Origin of the sequence: Streptomyces xantholiticus, from assembly GCF_014651015.1 — a bacterium.
Taxonomy (GTDB): Bacteria; Actinomycetota; Actinomycetes; order Streptomycetales; family Streptomycetaceae; genus Streptomyces; species Streptomyces xantholiticus.
Genome location: NZ_BMWB01000004.1, coordinates 134695 through 152628, shown reverse-complemented (window position 1 = coordinate 152628; position 17934 = coordinate 134695). Strand labels below are relative to the sequence as shown.

15 protein-coding genes and 2 tRNA genes are annotated in these 17934 nt (G+C 71.1%); 12 read left to right on the top strand and 5 right to left on the bottom strand.

Going from position 1 to position 17934, the window contains the following annotated elements; all coding sequences use genetic code 11:
* Positions 1-188: 188 nt before the first annotated feature.
* Complete coding sequence (locus IE198_RS09240; protein ID WP_003987206.1) at positions 189-602, bottom strand: SsgA family sporulation/cell division regulator; 414 nt, start codon at positions 600-602, stop codon at positions 189-191.
* Between the two features lie 190 nt (positions 603-792).
* Between IE198_RS09240 and IE198_RS09235 the strand changes: the two genes are divergently transcribed.
* Both IE198_RS09235 and IE198_RS09230 read left to right on the top strand, forming a co-directional pair.
* Positions 793-1281 (top strand): TIGR02611 family protein, encoded by a 489-nt coding sequence (locus IE198_RS09235; RefSeq protein ID WP_189884656.1) that lies wholly within the window; start codon positions 793-795, stop codon positions 1279-1281.
* Positions 1282-1334: 53 nt separating this feature from the next.
* Positions 1335-1406, top strand: a tRNA-Val gene (locus IE198_RS09230).
* A gap of 57 nt (positions 1407-1463) precedes the next feature.
* Here IE198_RS09230 and IE198_RS09225 read toward each other — a convergent pair.
* On the bottom strand, positions 1464-4106 hold the full coding sequence (locus IE198_RS09225) for an SCO7613 C-terminal domain-containing membrane protein (RefSeq protein WP_189884654.1): 2643 nt from the start codon (positions 4104-4106) through the stop codon (positions 1464-1466).
* 92 nt (positions 4107-4198) lie between these two features.
* On the opposite strand from IE198_RS09225, the gene IE198_RS09220 reads away from it, so the two are divergent.
* Positions 4199-4645, top strand: coding sequence for an SRPBCC family protein (locus IE198_RS09220; RefSeq protein ID WP_189884652.1), 447 nt, complete (start codon positions 4199-4201; stop codon positions 4643-4645).
* Positions 4646-4684: 39 nt separating this feature from the next.
* A tRNA-Val gene (locus tag IE198_RS09215) sits at positions 4685-4756 on the top strand.
* A gap of 56 nt (positions 4757-4812) precedes the next feature.
* On the opposite strand, the gene IE198_RS09210 is transcribed toward IE198_RS09215, so the two are convergent.
* Positions 4813-5538: a 3'-5' exonuclease gene (locus tag IE198_RS09210; RefSeq protein ID WP_189884650.1), complete on the bottom strand. Its 726-nt coding sequence runs from the start codon at positions 5536-5538 to the stop codon at positions 4813-4815.
* Between the two features lie 121 nt (positions 5539-5659).
* Here IE198_RS09210 and IE198_RS09205 point away from each other — a divergent pair, with 121 nt between their 5' ends.
* The 4 genes from IE198_RS09205 to IE198_RS09190 all read left to right on the top strand — a co-directional run bounded on the left by IE198_RS09205 (position 5660) and on the right by IE198_RS09190 (position 10177).
* The gene (locus tag IE198_RS09205) at positions 5660-6226 is read left to right on the top strand and encodes a DUF4365 domain-containing protein (protein WP_189884648.1); all 567 of its coding nucleotides are present in this window, start codon (positions 5660-5662) and stop codon (positions 6224-6226) included.
* Positions 6226-7482: a hypothetical protein gene (locus IE198_RS09200; RefSeq protein ID WP_189884646.1), complete on the top strand. Its 1257-nt coding sequence runs from the start codon at positions 6226-6228 to the stop codon at positions 7480-7482. Before IE198_RS09205 ends, IE198_RS09200 begins: the two co-directional genes overlap by 1 nt.
* A 93-nt stretch (positions 7483-7575) precedes the next feature.
* Entirely contained in the window at positions 7576-9549 is a 1974-nt protein-coding gene (thrS, locus tag IE198_RS09195) for a threonine--tRNA ligase (RefSeq protein ID WP_189884644.1), read from the top strand.
* A 67-nt stretch (positions 9550-9616) separates the two neighbouring features.
* Complete coding sequence (locus IE198_RS09190) at positions 9617-10177, top strand: HIT family protein (protein ID WP_189884624.1); 561 nt, start codon at positions 9617-9619, stop codon at positions 10175-10177.
* Positions 10178-10180: 3 nt separating this feature from the next.
* On the opposite strand, the gene IE198_RS09185 is transcribed toward IE198_RS09190, so the two are convergent.
* Both IE198_RS09185 and IE198_RS09180 read right to left on the bottom strand, forming a co-directional pair.
* Positions 10181-11836: an AbeC-like domain-containing protein gene (locus IE198_RS09185; protein WP_189884622.1), complete on the bottom strand. Its 1656-nt coding sequence runs from the start codon at positions 11834-11836 to the stop codon at positions 10181-10183.
* 201 nt (positions 11837-12037) lie between these two features.
* The gene (locus tag IE198_RS09180; protein ID WP_189885090.1) at positions 12038-14248 is read right to left on the bottom strand and encodes an elongation factor G-like protein EF-G2; all 2211 of its coding nucleotides are present in this window, start codon (positions 14246-14248) and stop codon (positions 12038-12040) included.
* A gap of 277 nt (positions 14249-14525) precedes the next feature.
* Between IE198_RS09180 and pgsA the strand changes: the two genes are divergently transcribed.
* The 4 genes from pgsA (at position 14526) to IE198_RS09160 (ending at position 17896) form a co-directional block, all read left to right on the top strand.
* A complete protein-coding gene (pgsA, locus tag IE198_RS09175) occupies positions 14526-15191 on the top strand; it encodes a phosphatidylinositol phosphate synthase (RefSeq protein ID WP_189884620.1) in 666 nt (221 codons plus the stop codon).
* The gene (locus tag IE198_RS09170) at positions 15191-16087 is read left to right on the top strand and encodes a phosphatidylinositol mannoside acyltransferase (protein WP_189884618.1); all 897 of its coding nucleotides are present in this window, start codon (positions 15191-15193) and stop codon (positions 16085-16087) included. The genes pgsA and IE198_RS09170 overlap by 1 nt, the downstream gene beginning before the upstream one ends.
* Entirely contained in the window at positions 16084-17247 is a 1164-nt protein-coding gene (locus IE198_RS09165) for a glycosyltransferase family 4 protein (protein ID WP_189884616.1), read from the top strand. Before IE198_RS09170 ends, IE198_RS09165 begins: the two co-directional genes overlap by 4 nt.
* Positions 17248-17401: 154 nt before the next feature.
* Positions 17402-17896: a hypothetical protein gene (locus tag IE198_RS09160; protein ID WP_189885088.1), complete on the top strand. Its 495-nt coding sequence runs from the start codon at positions 17402-17404 to the stop codon at positions 17894-17896.
* Positions 17897-17934 lie beyond the last annotated feature (38 nt).

Sequence of the window (17934 nt, the reverse complement as noted above, 5' to 3'; positions counted from 1 at the left end):
TGGCCGGATGCGGGCCGGTGCCCGCCGAATTGCGCTGACTCTAGCGGTTCGTGCCGAGGCGCACCGGCGCCGTCGCCGCGGTGGATTCCGCGACGACGGCGCCGTTGTTCGCCGTATGTGGTTGTCCGCGCGGCGCCGTCTCCCCGAGATGGACGGCGCCGTGCGGCTTTTCGCCGGCCGGACTGGGCTCAGTTCTCGGCCAGAATGTGCGACAGCTCCGTGTCGAGATCGAAGTGCCGATGCTCGGTGCCCGGCGGCACCGCGGCGTCCGTCCGCTTGAGGAACGATTCCAGGGCCCGCGCCGGGGCCTCGAGCAGGGCTTCGCCTTCCGGGGAGCTCAGTGCGATGCAGACGACGCCCTGGCCATGGCTGCGTGACGGCCAGACGCGTACGTCGCCCGTTCCGGTGGGCCTGTGCAGGCCCTCGGCGAGAAGGTCGCGGGCGAATACCCATTCGACCGTCTCTTCGGCTCCGGTGTGGAAGGTGGCGTGCACGGCATAAGGATCGGCCGTGTCATACCGCAGGCCCGCGGGTACAGGCAGTGATGACTCGCTCGATACAACGAGGCGCAGGTGCAGCTCGCAGCTGACCGTGGTGTTCATAAGCGCCAGGGCCTTTCGCTCAGTGTGCGCTCGGGGATTCGCACGTCGGCGAAATCGACATGCCACCTGGGGTGCCGTTGTAAACCCCTCTGACCGTTTTGGGATCCTTCAGGTCGCTCGTACGGCGGTGCATTACTTTGCGTTATTCGGCCATTCCGGTGACGGAGTCCCGTCCGGTAGGTTTGGAGTCATGAACGCGCAGAGTGACGAGCGGGACGAGGTCGCCGCGGCGACGGCGGCCCGCCCCACTACGGGGGACGTGACGGAGGGAGCGGCGCAGCCGGTCCTGGAGGCCGCGAAGGAGGAACCGGCGCTCGGCTCCAGGGCGCCGCACTTCATCAAACGATCCAGACCACTGCATGTGAGCTGGCAGGTCGGCGTCTTCGTCGTCGGCCTCGCCGTCGTCGCCGCCGGCGTCTCCATGCTGGTGCTGCCCGGGCCCGGCTGGGTCGTCATCTTCGGCGGCATGGCGATCTGGGCGACCGAGTTCGTCTGGGCCCAGCTGGTGCTGCGCTGGACCAAGCGCAAGGTCACCGAGGCGGCTCAGCGGGCGCTCGACCCCAAGGTCCGACGGCGCAACATCATCCTCACCACGATCGGTCTCGTCATCATCGCGGTGCTTTGCGGCGTCTACCTCTGGAAGTTCGGCCTCGTCATGCCGTGGAAGATCGACCAGTGACCGAAAAGTGGTCCTGGGCACCCGCTGACATGCGGTAATGTTTGCGGTGCGCCGGGCGATTAGCTCAGTGGGAGAGCGCTTCGTTCACACCGAAGAGGTCACTGGTTCGAACCCAGTATCGCCCACCCGACCGAATGCCCCGGAGACCACCGAGTCTCCGGGGCATTCGACATTCCGTCCCGTCACAGCATCCGGCTCAGGCGGTCCCGCAGGCTGCGGGCGTCCCGCAGACGCTGCTCGTACGTCGCCCCCACGCCGAGCAGCAGCAGACCGGCGAACGCCGGCGGCAGCCAGCGGGGCAGCGCACCGACGACCTGCACCACGTACGGTGCCAGCTCGTGCAGCGCGTCCAGCGCCAGCACCGCGCCGCCCAGCACCAGCAGCGCCTGGAGCCGCAGCCGGGCACCGGCGAGGGTGACCGCCAGCGCCGCGAGCCCCAGCAGCAGCGGCCGCAGCCAGTGCTCGTCGCCCCAGGCGGTGACAAGGCTCGGCAGGAGAGTCGCGGCCAGTCCCGGCCCGTACGCCGTCCACGACGAGGCCTGCGGATCGCGACGGCGCCGCAGCACACCGACCGCCAGCGCGGCGGCGGTGACGGGCAGTGTGTACGCCTCGGGGGACGCGACGTCCGAGGCCGCCAGCCGCACCCACGTCGCCGCGACGAAGAGGACCGCCGCCAGATGTCCGGCGAGAGGGCGTCGTTCCGGGCGGGCGGCCGTGCCCGCGGCGATCACGCCCCCGAGGGCGAGGACCAGAGCCGACGTCGGCGCGTGGCCCGCCGCGAGCGGCACCGAGACGAGGCCCGCGGCAGCACCGGTGACCTCCATGGGCAGGGCGGCCGGACGGCGCCGCAGTACGGCACCGAGCAGCCCGGTCGTCGCCGGAACGACAAGAAGCAGCAACGCGGCGCGGTGGGGCGGGAGGTCCCAGGCCGCGGCCGTGGCTCCGGTGAAGGCTGCCGCGTAGAGCGTCGCCGTGCAGGCGATGAGCGCCTGCACGGGGCCGCGGGTCCGCAGGGCGGCGAGCGCGAGCGCCGCGACCAGAGAGCCGAGGGCGGTGAAGGTCGCCGGCCGCGTCGCGAGCGACAGCAGCGAGAGGCTCACCGACCCGCCCAGAGCGCAGACCAGCGCGGTCGTCGCCGTGCCGCCGGACCGGCGCACCCCGAGGGCGAGCACGGCCACGGTCAGCGCCAGCTGCCACGCCACGGCGGCGGAATGGGCGAAACCGAAGACGGTCGGCACGACCACGAGCGCCGCCCACGCCGCCACGAGCGCGCCGCAACGGGCAGCGTCCCGCAGCCCGGCCGCTCGCTTCTGCCGTGCGCCGGGCGTCCCGGACGACCGCACCCCGGGCACGGAGGGCGGCCAGGTCCACGCCCGCGCGTCCGGCCCGACACCGCCGCTCGACGCGGCGCCGGGGCCGGGGGCTCCCGGGGGCGTGCCGGCGTCCGCCGCCGGCGTCGTCGCCGCGTCCTGGCTGCCCGCCGCAGCCCGGCCCGCGGCCGGATCTGTCCCGCCGGCTGCGTGCGGGGCCCGGGAAGACACCGGGGTGCCCGGCGCTGACGCAGGGGTGGCAGCCGTGGCTCGGTGGCGGGCCGCCGAGGCCAGGACCGTCGCCGTGATCAGGAGTACCAGGGGGGTCGGGAGCAGGGCCGTCGTCGTGGCGTCCACGTCCGGCAGGGAGGACGGGCCGGACCAGATGTCCGTCAGCGTCGTCGCCGGGCCCGTAAGAGCCGCCACCGTGACCGGCAGCGTCGTTGCGACCGCCGCCACGTGCACCGCCCCGGCCGCCCCTGCCAGACCCGGCAGCAGCCGCATCGGCACCACCGCACGCGCGACGCCCAGCACGGCCACCGCGCACAGCAGATAACCCGGAACCGCCCAGGCGTCCGGCACCACCGCGCGGACCACGCCGCCGAGGCCCGCCACCACCGCAAGGCCCGACACCGCCGATACCCGGCCCGCCGCAGGGGCCCGCCACGCGGTGAAGAGCGAGACGGCCGCCGCGGCCACCAACAGCGCCGCCGGTCCGGCGGCCGCCGCCGCGCCGTCCGCCGCCAGCGACCGGACCGTCCCGATCAGCAGCGCCCCGCCACCCGTCGCCGCAGCCGCCGTCCAGGCGACCGCACGAACACCCACCGGTCGCGTCCACAGCACGACGGCGACATCCAGCGCAGCGGCCAGCAGCAGCGCCCACTCCATCGGCGGCGCGGCGGCGCCGGCGGTCAGCGCCCACAGCGGCAGCGGAAGCTGCGCGGCCGCCACGGCGACCGGCAACGGCGAACGCAGCCGCGGCAGCAGGTGGCCGTACGCCGACCACAGCGCCGCGAGCGCCGCCGACGCGAAGGCCGAGTAGCCGAGCCCGTCCGTGCCCGCCAGCACCGTCCGGTGCAGGGCGTACGCGTCGAGCACCGTCAGCACCAGACCCAGCACGGCCACGGACTCCGCCGTGGCGAGCAGACCGCGGCGCAGCAGGACGACCGGCGTGCCGAGAGCCGCGACCGTCACCACCCCCAGAACCGCGGCGCGCCCGCCGATGCCCATCTCGCCCCAGCTGACGAGCGTGAACGCGATCGCCGCGATCGCCAACAGCAGGCCACCCAGCGTCAGCAACAGATTCTGGACACCGGGCGGCGAAGCCTCGGCCGCGGCAGGCGCCGCGAAAGGCCGGCCGGCCGGCGGCGCGACGGGCACGCCCGGCGCGACAGGCCGCAGCGCGGCGAGCAGCCAGGTCCTACGGACCAGCAACTGCGCGCGTCGCGCGTCCAGTTGGCTCAGCTCACGGTCGAGTATCGCCAGCTCCTCGGCCGGTGACGGCACGTTTCCCATGGCCGCAGTGTGGCCCCCGCCACAGCCGCCGGCATGGGTGCGGGTACTCAATTCCCGCTGAGTACCGGTCCGGCAGAGGGCAGACTGGGCGCATGGACTGGTGCCGCTACCGCTTCCGCAGCACCTGGGACCTGCCCGCCGTGCCGGACAAGGTCTACGACGTGCTGTCCCGGGCCGAGGACTACCCCCACTGGTGGCCGCAGGTACGCGAGGTGACATCCGTCGACGACGCGTCCGGCACCGCCCGCTTCCGTTCGCTCCTCCCGTACGACCTGCGCGTCACCGTCAGCGCACAGCGCCGCGACCCGGCGGACGGTGTGCTGGAGATACGGATGACAGGGGACCTCGAAGGCTGGTCGCGATGGACCCTTCGGCCCGGCGGCAGAGGCACCCGGGTGCTGTACGAACAGGAGGTCGTGGTGCGCAGCCCCCTGATGAGACGACTCGCGATCCCCTGCCGTCCCCTCTTCCGCGCCAACCACGCGTTGATGATGCGCGGCGGTCGGCGAGGGCTGGAGACGTACCTGGCAGGAGTTTGAACCAAGCCCGCGTAGCCCTGTATGGTTCAGTCCGTTCCCGGGCGATTAGCTCAGTGGGAGAGCGCTTCGTTCACACCGAAGAGGTCACTGGTTCGAACCCAGTATCGCCCACCGGGAGAGGCCGGTCCGTCGAAGACGGACCGGCTTTGCTCATTGCCGCCCACCGATCAGGCCGCGGCAGGCAGCTCTGGCCGCAGCGGCCACGCAGGATCGACCACCTCCGGCGCACCACTGCGCGCGAACCACGCCTGCAACCCCCGAGCCTGCGCCGCATGCCACACCGCCTGCAACGTGTGCAGCTCCGCCGGCGACAACCGCTCCAGCCGGGCGTTGAAACGCCGCCCCACCGCCCGTACGACCTCCAGCGCCGCCAGCGCGTCCGCCGCCGCGTCATGGGCACCGTCCAGCACCACCTCGTACTGCGCGCACAGATCCGTCAGCGTCCGCCGGCCCTTGCGATAGCGGTCCAGATGCTTGTCCAGCACCCGCGGATCGAGCACGCACAGCGGCGACCGGTCCAGGTAGCGGCTCAGCGACGACGCCCGATGGCGCCGGAGCTCACGGTCCAACAGCGTCAGATCGAACGGCGCGTTCATCACCACCAGCGGCCGGGCGGCCGCGCACTGCTCCGCCAGCGCCCTCGCTATCTCCTCCATCACCGGGGCCGGCCAACGGCCGTTGCGCTGGAGGTGATCCTCCGTCAGGCCGTGCACCTCGACTGCGCCCGGCGGCACCGGCACCCCCGGATTCACCAGCCAGCGCCTGATCCTCGGCCGCCCACCGGGCGAGTCCTGGACCACGACGGCCGCCGATACGATCCGGTCCTCCTCGACGTCCACTCCGGTTGTCTCTGTGTCAAATGCGGCCAGGGGGCCGTCGAACCAGTCCGTCATCCCCGAACTCCTCGCACGTCACCGGCAGATGGCGTGATCCCCTGCCCGAAACGGTGATACCCGGGCTGTTTGCACCGTACGCAGGCCGGTGACAACACAAGTGACGGGGAAGGGAATTGCCATGGCGCTTGCCCAGCCCGAGCAGGGAGGGCTGCTGCCCCAGCGGACGCCCCCGCTGCGCGGAGCACTCGCCACCACCGCCTGCATGGAGACGCTGCAGGTGGGTTATCTGCATGCCGTCGCCGCCGCCGCCGGCTGCTCGCTCTCCCAGCCGTTCCCCGACAACGGCATCGACTGGCACGTCAGCCACAGCTCGGCCGGACACACGGTCGACGACGAAGTGACCATCAAGGTGCAGCTCAAGTGCACGTACCAGATCCCACCGCACCCGCCGGGGCCCTGGTTCTCCTTCATCCTCGACAACGAGCACCTGGTGAAGCTCGCCCGCACCCCCGTCTGCGTGCACAAGATCCTGGTCGTGATGCTCGTCCCCAGGACCCAGGACGAATGGCTGCGGGCCGGCCACGACCGGCTCGACCTGCGGCACTGCTGCTACTGGACCAACCTGGCCGGCCAAGGCGTGACCGGCAGGCGCAGGACCACCGTGCGCATCCCGACCTCGCGGATCTTCGACGACCGGGCACTCTGCGAGATCATGACGCGCGTCGGGGCGGGAGGGAGACCCTGATGCACCGGCCCTTCGACGACCATGTGCGCCCCCATCCGAGCGCCTCCGAACCCTCCCGACCCTCCGGCCCCTGGCTCGGCGCCACCGAACCGGACCCCGCCGACGTCGACCCCGTCGTCCTCGGTGCACTTCTCGACCGGCACGGCTGGCGCCGCCGCGGTGGCGCCGCCGGCCGCTACACCCGCTGGACCCCGCCCGGACCCGCCACCGGCGGCACCAGTCTGCTCGTGCCGGAAAGCCGGGCCTTCCCCGACTGCGAGGACCTCCTCGGCGAGGCCATCACCGCCCTCGTCCGCAGCGCCGCGCCCTCCGCCAAGGACGTGCTCGTCGGACTCACCGTCCCCAGCGACGAGATCCGCTGGTGGCGCGACATCCCCCTGGGCGGGCCCTCGGGCACCGCCTCCTGGACTGTCCAGGAACAGCTCCGCTCGGCCGCCCGCCAGATGCTGCTCGCCGGAGCGCTTGCCGCACGCGAACGCGCCGGCTACTACGGCGCGCGCCACCGGAGAGCGGCACAGGCCCTCCTCGAAGGCGTCCTCGTCGGACCCGCGCCGGGCGGCCGCTCCCTCACCGCGTTCGTGGCCGTGGAGACCGGCCGCGCGCTCGCGGTACGGCTGAGTCACGCCCTGCAGGCCACCAGGGAGGCCATCGACTACCAGCGGGCGACCGGTGGCACGGAAGCCTTCGACGCGGCGGTCCGGGCCGGCGTCAGCCGTGAACTGACCGAGGCCGTCATCGCGCTCGTACGTGGCTCGGAAGGAGCCCGCATCGCGCTCGAATGGTCACCGGCCGCCGACGTACCGCAGGGCTGCGCCGCCCGCATGGAACCGGTCGAGTTCTCACCCGGCGACCTTCCGGCGCTACGGGCCGCGGGCGCCCGCTACCTCCAGGACGAGCCGTCCGTGCCCGTACGGATCACGGGCACCGTCGTGCGCATGCGGCGCTCCGGCCCGCGCGGCGCCGGCACCGTACGGCTGCGGGTCCTGGCAGGCGCCGACGTCCCCCATGTACGCGTGGCGCTCGACGAGCACGCGTACCGCACCGCCGGCCACGCCCACCTGGTGGGACTTCCGATCCGGGTGGCGGGACGGCTGGAGAGCAGGGGCGGCTTCCGCCGGCTCACGGACGCCTCCGGACTCGTACCGGTACCGGTGGACGAGGCGGAAAGGGACCGGCTGATGAAGTCGCTCCAGGAGAACCTGGACTTCTTCGAGGAAGCGGGCGAGCAGGAGCCTGACGAACAGCACCCCTGTTGACCGTTTCGCGAGCGGTCCCTCCGGCTCGGTACGATTCCGAGTGCGTACGCATGACGAATCGCGTATGCATCCGTCTTCAGTCAGGAGAGACCGGTGTCAGACGTCCGTGTGATCATCCAACGCGATTCCGAGCGGGAAGAGCGCGTGGTGACGACGGGCACTACGGCCGCCGACCTCTTCCCCGAGCGCACCGTCGTCGCGGCCCGCGTGGGCGGCGAGCTGAAGGACCTCGCGTACGAGCTGGGGGACGGCGAGGAGGTCGAGCCCGTCGAGATCTCCTCTGAGGACGGTCTCAACATCCTGCGCCACTCCACCGCGCACGTCATGGCCCAGGCCGTGCAGGAGCTCTTCCCCGAGGCCAAGCTCGGCATCGGCCCGCCGGTCAAGGACGGCTTCTACTACGACTTCGACGTCGAGAAGCCCTTCCACCCCGATGACCTCAAGGCCATCGAGAAGAAGATGCAGGAGATCCAGAAGCGCGGCCAGCGCTTCTCACGCCGTGTCGTCACCGACGAGGCCGCGCGTGAGGAGCTCGCCGACGAGCCGTACAAGCTGGAGCTCATCGGTCTCAAGGGCTCCGCGTCCTCCGAGGACGGGGCGGACGTGGAGGTCGGCTCCGGCGAGCTGACCATCTACGACAACCTGGACGCCAAGACGGGCGAGCTGTGCTGGAAGGACCTCTGCCGCGGTCCGCACCTGCCGACCACCCGGAACATCCCGGCGTTCAAGCTGATGCGCAACGCCGCCGCGTACTGGCGTGGCAGCGAGAAGAACCCGATGCTCCAGCGCATCTACGGCACCGCCTGGCCCTCGAAGGAGGAGCTGAAGGCCCACCTCGACTTCCTCGCGGAGGCCGAGAAGCGCGACCACCGCAAGCTGGGCAACGAGCTCGACCTGTTCTCCATCCCGGAGCAGATCGGCTCCGGCCTCGCGGTCTTCCACCCCAAGGGCGGCATCATCCGCCGGGTCATGGAGGACTACAGCCGCAAGCGGCACGAGGAGGAGGGCTACGAGTTCGTCTACAGCCCCCATGCGACCAAGGGCAAGCTGTTCGAGGTCTCGGGTCACCTGGACTGGTACGCCGAGGGCATGTACCCGCCCATGCAACTCGACGAGGGCGTGGACTATTACCTCAAGCCCATGAACTGCCCGATGCACAACCTGATCTTCGACGCGCGCGGGCGTTCCTACCGTGAACTGCCCCTGCGGCTTTTCGAGTTCGGGACCGTGTACCGGTACGAGAAGTCGGGCGTCGTGCACGGCCTGACCCGTGCCCGCGGCTTCACCCAGGACGACGCGCACATCTACTGCACCAAGGAGCAGATGGCGGACGAGCTCGACTCGACGCTGACCTTCGTGCTGAACCTGCTGCGTGACTACGGGCTGACCGACTTCTACCTGGAGCTGTCCACCAAGGACCCGGAGAAGTTCGTCGGTTCGGACGAGGTCTGGGAGGAAGCCACCGAGACGCTGCGGCAGGTGGCAGAGAAGCAGGGCCTCCCGCTGGTCCCGGACCCGGGCGGCGCCGCGTTCTACGGGCCGAAGATCTCCGTGCAGGCGAAGGACGCCATCGGCCGGACCTGGCAGATGTCGACCGTGCAGCTCGACTTCAACCTGCCCGAGCGCTTCGACCTGGAGTACACCGGTCCCGACGGCACCAAGCAGCGACCGGTCATGATCCACCGCGCGCTGTTCGGCAGCATCGAGCGGTTCTTCGCGGTGCTGCTGGAGCACTACGCGGGTGCGATGCCGCCGTGGCTGGCGCCGGTGCAGGCGGCCGGCATCCCGATCGGTGACGCGCACGTCGAATATCTGCAGGCCTTCGCGGCGGACGCGAAGAAGAAGGGCCTGCGGGTCGAGGTGGACGCCTCCTCGGACCGGATGCAGAAGAAGATCCGCAACCACCAGAAGCTGAAGGTGCCGTTCATGATCATCGTCGGCGACGAGGACATGAACGCCGGCACGGTCTCCTTCCGCTACCGCGACGGCTCCCAGGAGAACGGCATCCCGCGCGAGGAAGCGCTGGCGAAGCTCGCCGACGTCGTGGAACGCCGCGTCCAGGTCTGAGACTGCCCACGAGGGGCGGCCCCTTCCCAGGGCCGCCCCTCGCCGCATGCCGCGACCAGCGGCGAATATGCTGGCTCGCATGACGACTGAGCCTGAGCAGCAGATCGGGGTCGGGACGCCTGACGCGTTCCAGCGCCTGTGGACGCCCCATCGGATGGCGTACATCCAGGGCGAGAACAAGCCGACCGGTCCAGGCTCCGGGGACGGCTGCCCGTTCTGCTCGATCCCGGCCAAGTCGGACGAGGACGGTCTGATCATCGCCCGCGGCGAGCGCGTCTACGCGGTCCTCAACCTCTACCCGTACAACGGCGGGCACTGCATGATCGTCCCGTTCCGGCACGTCGCCGATTACACGGACCTCACCGACGCCGAGACGGTGGAGCTCGCCGACTTCACCAAGCGCGCCATGACCGCGCTGCGCGGCGCATCGGGTGCGCACGGATTCAACATCGGACTGAACCAGGGATCGGCCGCCGGCGCGGGCATCGCCGCCCACCTGCATCAGCACATAGTGCCCCGGTGGGGCGGCGACACCAACTTCATGCCGGTGATCGGCAACACCAAGGTGCTGCCCCAGCTGCTCGGCGACACCCGCAGGATGCTCGCCGAGCACTGGCCGAAGGGCTGACGCTCACGCCTCGTAGACGTCCGCCTTGCCGGGCGTCGGGTCCTGGACGAAGCCGCTGACGACCGACGCGCGGTTGCCGAAGTGCTCGGTGTCGACGCCGTTGTCCTGAAGGACCTTGAGCGCGGCGGCGTGTGCCACGCGCAGCACGGGTGTGGCGGCGCGCATGGCGTCGTCGGCCATGAACCGGTGGCGCCACGGCTTCTCCGCCCAGGCGTGGCGGAGGCCGAAGGGCTCGGGGAGCACCAGTTTGCCGCCGAGGAAGTCGAGCAGCGGCGGGTGCCAGGTGAAGGGTGCCCGCACGGCGAGGCGCACCACTTCCTTGGCGTCGACCAGCGGCAGTACCCGGTCGACGGTTTCCCAGAAGCGGATCGTCTTGCTGACGGTTTGGATCTTGGGCTCAGGCTTCGTCGTGAACAGGGAGTGGACCGGGCCGAGGGCGTGGCCGGTGACCTCGACGCGCAGGGTCTCGTGGAGCACGGTGACGGTGATCATCATGGTGATGACCAACTGGCCGTCCCAGAGCGTGAACTGCACGCCCAGGTAGTGGCGGTTGCCGCTGCCGAACTGCTGGTGGTTGCAGATGCGCTGTATTTCGTGGCCCTTGATCTGGAAGGTGTCGACCTCCTGGCCTTCGGGCCGGGCGACGGCAGCGGCGTTCTCCCCGATGGGGGACACGATCCAGTGCTTGACCGAGGGGGCGGGGAAGCCGCCGGAGTTGAGGGGGCCGCGCTCCAGGAGCTTGAGCTTGTCGTGGACGGCCCTTATGACGTCCCAGCTGCGGAACTGGTTGATCTCCTTGCCGGCGTCCTTGGAGACGAGCTCTTCGGCCATCTGCCAGCTGCCCCAGCGGGTTCCCATGCCGAGTATGCCTTTGGGACCGGCGTAGAAGACGACGTTGGACTGCTGTTCGGCGGTGAGTTTCTCAAGACCTTGGCGGAGCTGTTCGCGGGCGGCGTCGCCCGGGTTGCCCGGTACGGCTTCGGGCACCTTCGCGCCGAGGCCGCCGCCGGAGAGCAGTGCGTCCCAGCGGGCGCGCATGTCCTTGGCGGAGGATTCGCAGATGCGTTTGGCGAGGAACCAGCCGATGACCGGGGCGACGAGCATGGCGCGGATGTAATACGCCCAGAGGCCGCCGAAGGGGAGCCGGACAAGGAAGATCACGGCGAGAATGCCGATGGCCACCAGCAGGAGGCCGCCGAGGGCTCCGGCGCTCTTCTTCTGTGAGCCGGCGAGGGTGCGGCGCAGTTGGAAGACACCGAGCCACAGGAGGAGTCCGGGCAGGAAGAGCAGCCCGCACACGGCCATCACGGCGGTGAGCCTGCCGTCGCGTTCGCGGCGCAGGCGAGTGGCGGCGAGGCAGTGCTCGACGACGGACTGTGGTTCGGTGCCGAAGGACTGGATGAGTGGTGCGCGGGCGCCGCCGAGCATGCGGACCTGTACGGCCCGGGCGAAGGCCTCTCCGAGGTTGGGTTCGAAGAGGGAGATCTTTCCCGGCTTGACCTCCGACTTGTGCCACTCGCTGTTGGCTTTGAGGATCTCCTTGAGTTCGGTGTCCCGGTAGGCGGCCGATGCGAGGGCGTGTGTCGCCGCGGTCTGGCCGGCCGCGCCCATGAGTGGGACCTGTGCCCCGGGCGTGAAATCGAATACGTCGTTCGCCACTGCCGCCCCCATCGCCGCGTGTTTCCGCACTGCGGCCTGTTCCCAACTGCCGGGCCCCGCACACCTTCTGAGCTGGGCAGCCCATTCGGTGTTCCCAGCCTATCGAGGGTGCGGCCGTGGCGTCAGGGGGCGTTCAGGTCGGCCGCCCGCCCACGCCCGCGCCGGGCGGGCGGTGGGCGGACGGCCTGGGCGGGTCGGCGGTCAGGCGTTGTCGGCGCCCTGTTCGCGCATTCTGTCGGCGACCTGCTGCGGCATCGCCTCGTGGCGTGCGTAGGAGCGGCTGAACCGGCCGGTGCCGTGGGAGATGGAGCGCAGGTCCACGGCGTATCTGCCGATTTCCAGTTCGGGCACCTCGGCCCGTACCAGGGTGCGTGATCCGGCGGTCTGTTCGGTGCCGACGACTCTGCCGCGGCGTCCCGACAGGTCGCTCATCACCGGGCCGACGTATTCGTCGGAGACGAGGACCTGCACTTCCGCGACGGGTTCGAGCAGGTTGATGCGGGTGTCGGCGGCGGCTTCGCGCAGGGCGAGGGCGCCGGCCGTCTGGAAGGCGGCGTCGGAGGAGTCCACGGAGTGGGCCTTGCCGTCGCGGAGTGTGATGCGTACGTCGACGAGGGGGTAGCCGGCGGCGACGCCGCGGGCGGCCTGGGCGCGTACGCCCTTCTCCACGGACGGGATGAACTGGCGTGGTACCGCGCCGCCGACGACCTTGTCGACGAACTCGATGCCGGAGCCGGGCGGCAGCGGATCGACGTCGATCTCGCAGATCGCGTACTGGCCGTGTCCCCCCGACTGTTTGACGTGGCGGCCGCGGCCGGCGGAGCTGCCGCCGAACGTCTCGCGGAGCGACACCTTGTGCGGGACGACGTCGACCTGGACGCCGTAGCGCTTGCGGAGCCGTTCGAGGGCGACATCCGCGTGTGCCTCGCCCAGGCACCACAGCACGACCTGGTGGGTGTCCTGGTTCTGCTCGAGGCGCATGGTCGGGTCCTCGGCGACGAGGCGGGCGAGGCCCTGGGAGAGTTTGTCCTCGTCGGCCTTGCTGTGGGCATGGATGGCGAGCGGCAGCAGCGGGTCGGGCATGGCCCAGGGCTCCATGAGGAGCGGTTCGTCCTTGGCGGAGAGGGTGTCCCCGGTCTCCGCGCGGGAGAGTTTCGCAACGCAGGCCAGGTCGCCGGCGATGGCGTGGGGAAGGGGGCGCTGCTGCTTGCCGAAGGGTGCGGACAGGGCGCCGACGCGTTCGTCGACGTCGTGGTCCTCGTGTCCGCGGTCGGCGAGCCCGTGCCCGGACACGTGGACGGTGTCGTCGGGCCGGAGGGTCCCCGAGAAGACGCGGACGAGCGAGATCCGGCCGACGTAGGGGTCGGAGGCCGTCTTGACGACTTCAGCGACGAGCGGGCCGTCCGGATCGCAGCCGATCTGCGGGCCGGGCCGGCCGTCGGGGGTGGTGACGGTGGGTGGGTCGCCTTCGAGGGGGGTGGGGAAGCCGCCGGTGATGAGCTCGAGGAGTTCGACGGTGCCGAGGCCCGCCTTGGCGCCGTTGGTGGCCGGCGCGGCGGCGAGCACGGGGTGGAAGGTGCCGCGGGCGACCGCCTTCTCGAGGTCGTCGATCACTGTCTTGAGGTCGATCTCCTCACCGCCGAGGTAGCGGTCCATGAGGGTCTCGTCCTCGCTCTCCGCGATGATCCCTTCGATGAGGCGGCTGCGGGCCTCTTCGAGCATCGGTGTCTGGGTGTCGTCCGGCGGTGTCTCCTTCCGTTCCCCGGAGGAGTAGTCGAAGATCTTCTGGGTGAGCAGGCCGACGAGCCCTGTGACGGGTGCGTGTCCGTCGGCCTGCTGGGGCCCGTACTGCGGCAGGTACAGCGGCAGTACGGCGTCGGGGTCGTCGCCGCCGAAGATGCGGGCGCAGACTCCGGTGAGCTCGTCGAAGCCGGTGCGCGCGGTCTCCAGGTGGGTCACCACGATCGCGCGGGGCATGCCGACAGCCGCGCACTCCTCCCAGACCATCCGGGTCGCGCCGTCGACGGCGTCCGCCTCCTGCGCGGCCGAGACGACGAAGAGGGCCGCGTCCGCGGCGCGCAGGCCGGCCCGCAGTTCGCCGACGAAGTCGGCGTATCCGGGGGTGTCCAGCAGGTTGATCTTGCAGCCGCCCCATTCGAGGGGGACGAGCGAGAGCTGTACGGAACGTTGCTGACGGTGCTCGATCTCGTCGTAGTCGGAGATCGTCGCGCCGTCCTCGACCCGGCCTGCCCGGTTGACCGCACCGGCGGTCAGTGCGAGTGCCTCGGCCAGGGTCGTCTTGCCGGATCCGCTGTGGCCGACCAGCACCACATTCCGTACGGATGCGGGGTGGTCGGCCGTTACTGCTCTGCCGGCGGCTCCGGGGTGCTGCGCGTGCGCCTTGTCGCCCATGATCTTGCCTCCCGATCGATTCACGGCTCGATTGCACGGCGAGGAAGGAGGCCGCGGGCGGCGGGGGAGCCGATGAGGCGTCCCGAAGGGCGTCCGGAGCAGCTCCGGCGAGGCCCGCGGTTGTCTTTCGAGCTTTCCACTCCCGTCACTGTGCGTCCATACGTCGGACGCCGCCTCCGGGGACGGGTGCGCGGCAATGGCGCAGGGCGGTCCTGGCTACGATGGGCCAGCCGGTGGCCGTAGGGGCCACACGGCCCACCGGACCCTCGGGAAGGCCATGCTGAACAAGTACGCGCGTGCATTTTTCACGCGTGTCCTCACACCGTTCGCCGCGTTCTTGCTCCGCCGCGGGGTGAGCCCCGACGCGGTCACTCTCATCGGCACGGTCGGGGTGATGGCGGGGGCGCTGGTCTTCTTCCCGCGCGGGGAGTTCTTCTGGGGCACGATCGTCATCACCCTGTTCGTCTTCTCCGACCTGGTGGACGGCAACATGGCGCGCCAGGCGGGTATTTCGAGCCGATGGGGCGCCTTCCTGGACTCGACGCTGGACCGGGTCGCCGACGGGGCGATCTTCGGCGGCTTCGCGCTGTGGTACGCGGGCAGGGGGGACGACAACGTGCTGTGCGCGGTGGCCATCTTCTGCCTGGCCAGCGGGCAGGTGGTGTCGTACACCAAGGCGCGCGGCGAATCGATCGGCCTGCCGGTGGCGGTCAACGGCCTCGTGGAGCGCGCGGAACGCCTGGTGATCTCGCTGGTGGCCGCGGGCTTGGCAGGACTGCACCGGTTCGGTGTCCCGGGCGTCGACGTCCTGCTGCCGATCGCGCTGTGGATCGTCGCCGTGGGCAGCACGGTGACGCTGGGGCAGCGAGTGGTGACTGTGCGGCGCGAGTCGGCGGAGGCCGATGCGGCCGCGGCAGACGAGCGCGGGGCGGAGGCGTCGTGATGCGGGACAGGCTGACCGACGCGCTGTACGGACTGGGCTGGGGCGTCGTCAAGAAGTTGCCGGAGCCGGCGGCGGCACGGCTGGGCCGCACGATCGCGGACACGGCGTGGAAGCGGCGCGGCAAGGGTGTGCTGCGGCTCGAGGCGAACCTCGCCCGGGTGGTGCCCGACGCGAGTGCAGAGCGGCTCGCGGAGCTGTCCAAGGCCGGCATGCGCTCGTACATGCGCTACTGGATGGAGTCGTTCCGGCTGCCCACGTGGAGCCAGGACCGGGCCAGGCGCAGCTTCGAAGCCAAGGACATCCACCTCCTGACGGACGCGCTCGCCTCCGGCCGGGGCGTCGTGCTGGCGCTGCCGCACCTCGCCAACTGGGACGTGGCGGGGGTGTGGGTGACGCGGGCGCTGGGCGTGCCGTTCACCACGGTCGCCGAGCGGCTCAAGCCGGAGTCCTTGTACGACCGGTTCGTCGCCTACCGGGAGAGCCTCGGTATGGAGGTCCTTCCGCACACCGGCGGTGCGGCCTTCGCCACGCTGGCCAGGCGGCTGCGTGACGGCGGGCTGGTCTGCCTGGTGGCGGACCGTGATCTGTCGGAGGCCGGTGTGGAGGTCGCGTTCTTCGGAGACACGGCACGGATGCCCGCCGGGCCCGCGCTCCTTGCCCAGCAGACGGGTGCTCTGCTGCTGCCGGTGACCCTCTGGTACGACGAGACGTCCGTGATGAAGGGGCGCGTCCATCCGCCCGTCGAGGTGCCGGAGACAGGTACACGGGCCGAGAAGACGTCCTCCATGACACAGGCGCTGGCCGATGCCTTCGCCACAGGGATCGCCGAACACCCGGAGGACTGGCACATGTTGCAGCGGCTGTGGCTCGCGGACCTCGAGGAGCGCCGGACGTGAAGATCGGCATCGTGTGCCCGTACTCGTGGGACGTGCCCGGCGGTGTGCAGTTCCACATCCGGGACCTCGCCGACCATCTGATCCGTCTCGGTCACCACGTCTCGGTGCTCGCCCCGGCGGACGACGAGACCCCGCTGCCGCCGTACGTCGTCTCCGCCGGACGGGCCGTGCCCGTGCCGTACAACGGCTCGGTCGCCCGGCTCAACTTCGGCTTCCTGTCGGCGGCCCGGGTGCGGCGGTGGCTGCACGAGGGCACCTTCGACGTGATCCACATCCATGAGCCGGCCTCGCCGTCCCTCGGGCTCCTGTCGTGCTGGGCGGCGCAGGGGCCGATCGTGGCCACCTTCCACACGTCGAACCCGCGCTCGCGGGCGATGATCGCCGCGTACCCGATCCTGCAGCCGGCGCTGGAGAAGATCAGCGCGCGGATCGCGGTGAGCGAGTACGCGCGGCGGACGCTTGTGGAGCACCTCGGCGGTGACGCCGTCGTCATCCCCAACGGCGTCGACGTCGGCTTCTTCGAGAAGGCCGAGCCGAAGAAGGAATGGCAGGGGAACACGATCGGCTTCATCGGCCGGATCGACGAACCCCGCAAGGGACTGCCCGTCCTGATGAAGGCACTCCCGGCGATCCTCGCCGCGTGCCCCGCCACCCGGCTGCTCATCGCCGGCCGCGGCGACGAGGAGGAGGCCGTCGCCTCCCTGCCTCGGGAGATGCGTTCGCAGGTCGAATTCCTCGGCATGATCAGCGACGAGGACAAGGCGCGGCTGCTGCGCAGCGTCGACGTGTATGTGGCGCCCAACACGGGCGGCGAGAGCTTCGGCATCATCCTCGTCGAGGCGATGTCGGCGGGGGCGCCGGTGCTCGCCTCCGACCTGGACGCGTTCGCCCAGGTCCTGGACCAGGGGGCGGCGGGCGAACTGTTCGCGGTCGAGGACGCGGACGCGCTGGCGACTGCGGCGGTACGGCTGCTGCGGGACCCGGAGCGGCGGACCGAACTGCGGGCGCGGGGCAGCGCGCATGTGCGGCGCTTCGACTGGTCCACGGTGGGGGCGGACATCCTGGCCGTCTACGAGACCGTGACGGACGGGGCGGCGTCGGTGGCGGCGGACGAGCGTGTGGGGTTGCGGGCGCGGTTCGGGTTGGCCGGGCGGGACTGAGGGCCCCACGTCGGTCGCGCCTGCGACGGGCTGCGAGCCTCGCGCAGCGGGGCCCTACGGACCCCCGGACGAGACGAGCGCGTAGTGCTCACCGGTAGCCTTGCCGCCCGTGAGCACCCTGATCTGGATCGTCGTCGCGCTCGTCGCCATCGGCATGTACCTCAGCTGGACCGCCGGACGTCTCGACCGGCTGCACGCCCGGATCGACGCGGCCCGTGCCGCGCTCGACGCGCAGTTGCTGCGGCGCGCCTCCGTCGCGCAGGAGCTGGCGACCTCCGGCGTGCTCGATCCCGCCGCGTCGATCGTTCTCTACGAGGCCGCGCATGCGGCCCGTCAGGCGGAGGAGGAGCACCGCGAGGTCGCGGAGAGCGAGCTGAGCGCGGCGCTGCGGGCCGTGTTCGGGGCGGCCGAGCAGGTCGAGGCGGTGCGTGAGGTGCCGGGCGGCGATGACACGGCGGGCGAGCTCGCGCAGGCGGTGCGCAGGGTGCCCATGGCGCGCCGGTTCCACAACGACGCCGTGCGCGCGGCACGCGCGCTGCGGCGGCACCGCAAGGTCCGCTGGTTCCGGCTCGCGGGCCACGCCCCGTTCCCGTTGGCCTTCGAAATGGACGACGAGCCGCCCGCTGCACTCGCGGACAGGCCCACATGATCGTCGCCTGACCGCCGAAAACGATCCACCGGCTGTTC

Excerpts from the sequence above, each read along its gene's own strand:
- IE198_RS09160 (WP_189885088.1), top strand. The coding sequence starts at position 17,402 with ATGTACCTCAGCTGGACCGCCGGACGTCTCGACCGGCTGCACGCCCGG.
- IE198_RS09200 (WP_189884646.1), top strand. The coding sequence starts at position 6,226 with ATGCACCGGCCCTTCGACGACCATGTGCGCCCCCATCCGAGCGCCTCC.
- IE198_RS09170 (WP_189884618.1), top strand. The coding sequence starts at position 15,191 with ATGCGGGACAGGCTGACCGACGCGCTGTACGGACTGGGCTGGGGCGTC.
- IE198_RS09240 (WP_003987206.1), bottom strand. The coding sequence starts at position 602 with ATGAACACCACGGTCAGCTGCGAGCTGCACCTGCGCCTCGTTGTATCG.
- IE198_RS09210 (WP_189884650.1), bottom strand. The coding sequence starts at position 5,538 with ATGACGGACTGGTTCGACGGCCCCCTGGCCGCATTTGACACAGAGACA.
- IE198_RS09225 (WP_189884654.1), bottom strand. The coding sequence starts at position 4,106 with ATGGGAAACGTGCCGTCACCGGCCGAGGAGCTGGCGATACTCGACCGT.
- IE198_RS09220 (WP_189884652.1), top strand. The coding sequence starts at position 4,199 with ATGGACTGGTGCCGCTACCGCTTCCGCAGCACCTGGGACCTGCCCGCC.
- IE198_RS09235 (WP_189884656.1), top strand. The coding sequence starts at position 793 with ATGAACGCGCAGAGTGACGAGCGGGACGAGGTCGCCGCGGCGACGGCG.
- pgsA (WP_189884620.1), top strand. The coding sequence starts at position 14,526 with ATGCTGAACAAGTACGCGCGTGCATTTTTCACGCGTGTCCTCACACCG.
- IE198_RS09180 (WP_189885090.1), bottom strand. The coding sequence starts at position 14,248 with ATGGGCGACAAGGCGCACGCGCAGCACCCCGGAGCCGCCGGCAGAGCA.
- IE198_RS09205 (WP_189884648.1), top strand. The coding sequence starts at position 5,660 with ATGGCGCTTGCCCAGCCCGAGCAGGGAGGGCTGCTGCCCCAGCGGACG.
- IE198_RS09190 (WP_189884624.1), top strand. The coding sequence starts at position 9,617 with ATGCTGGCTCGCATGACGACTGAGCCTGAGCAGCAGATCGGGGTCGGG.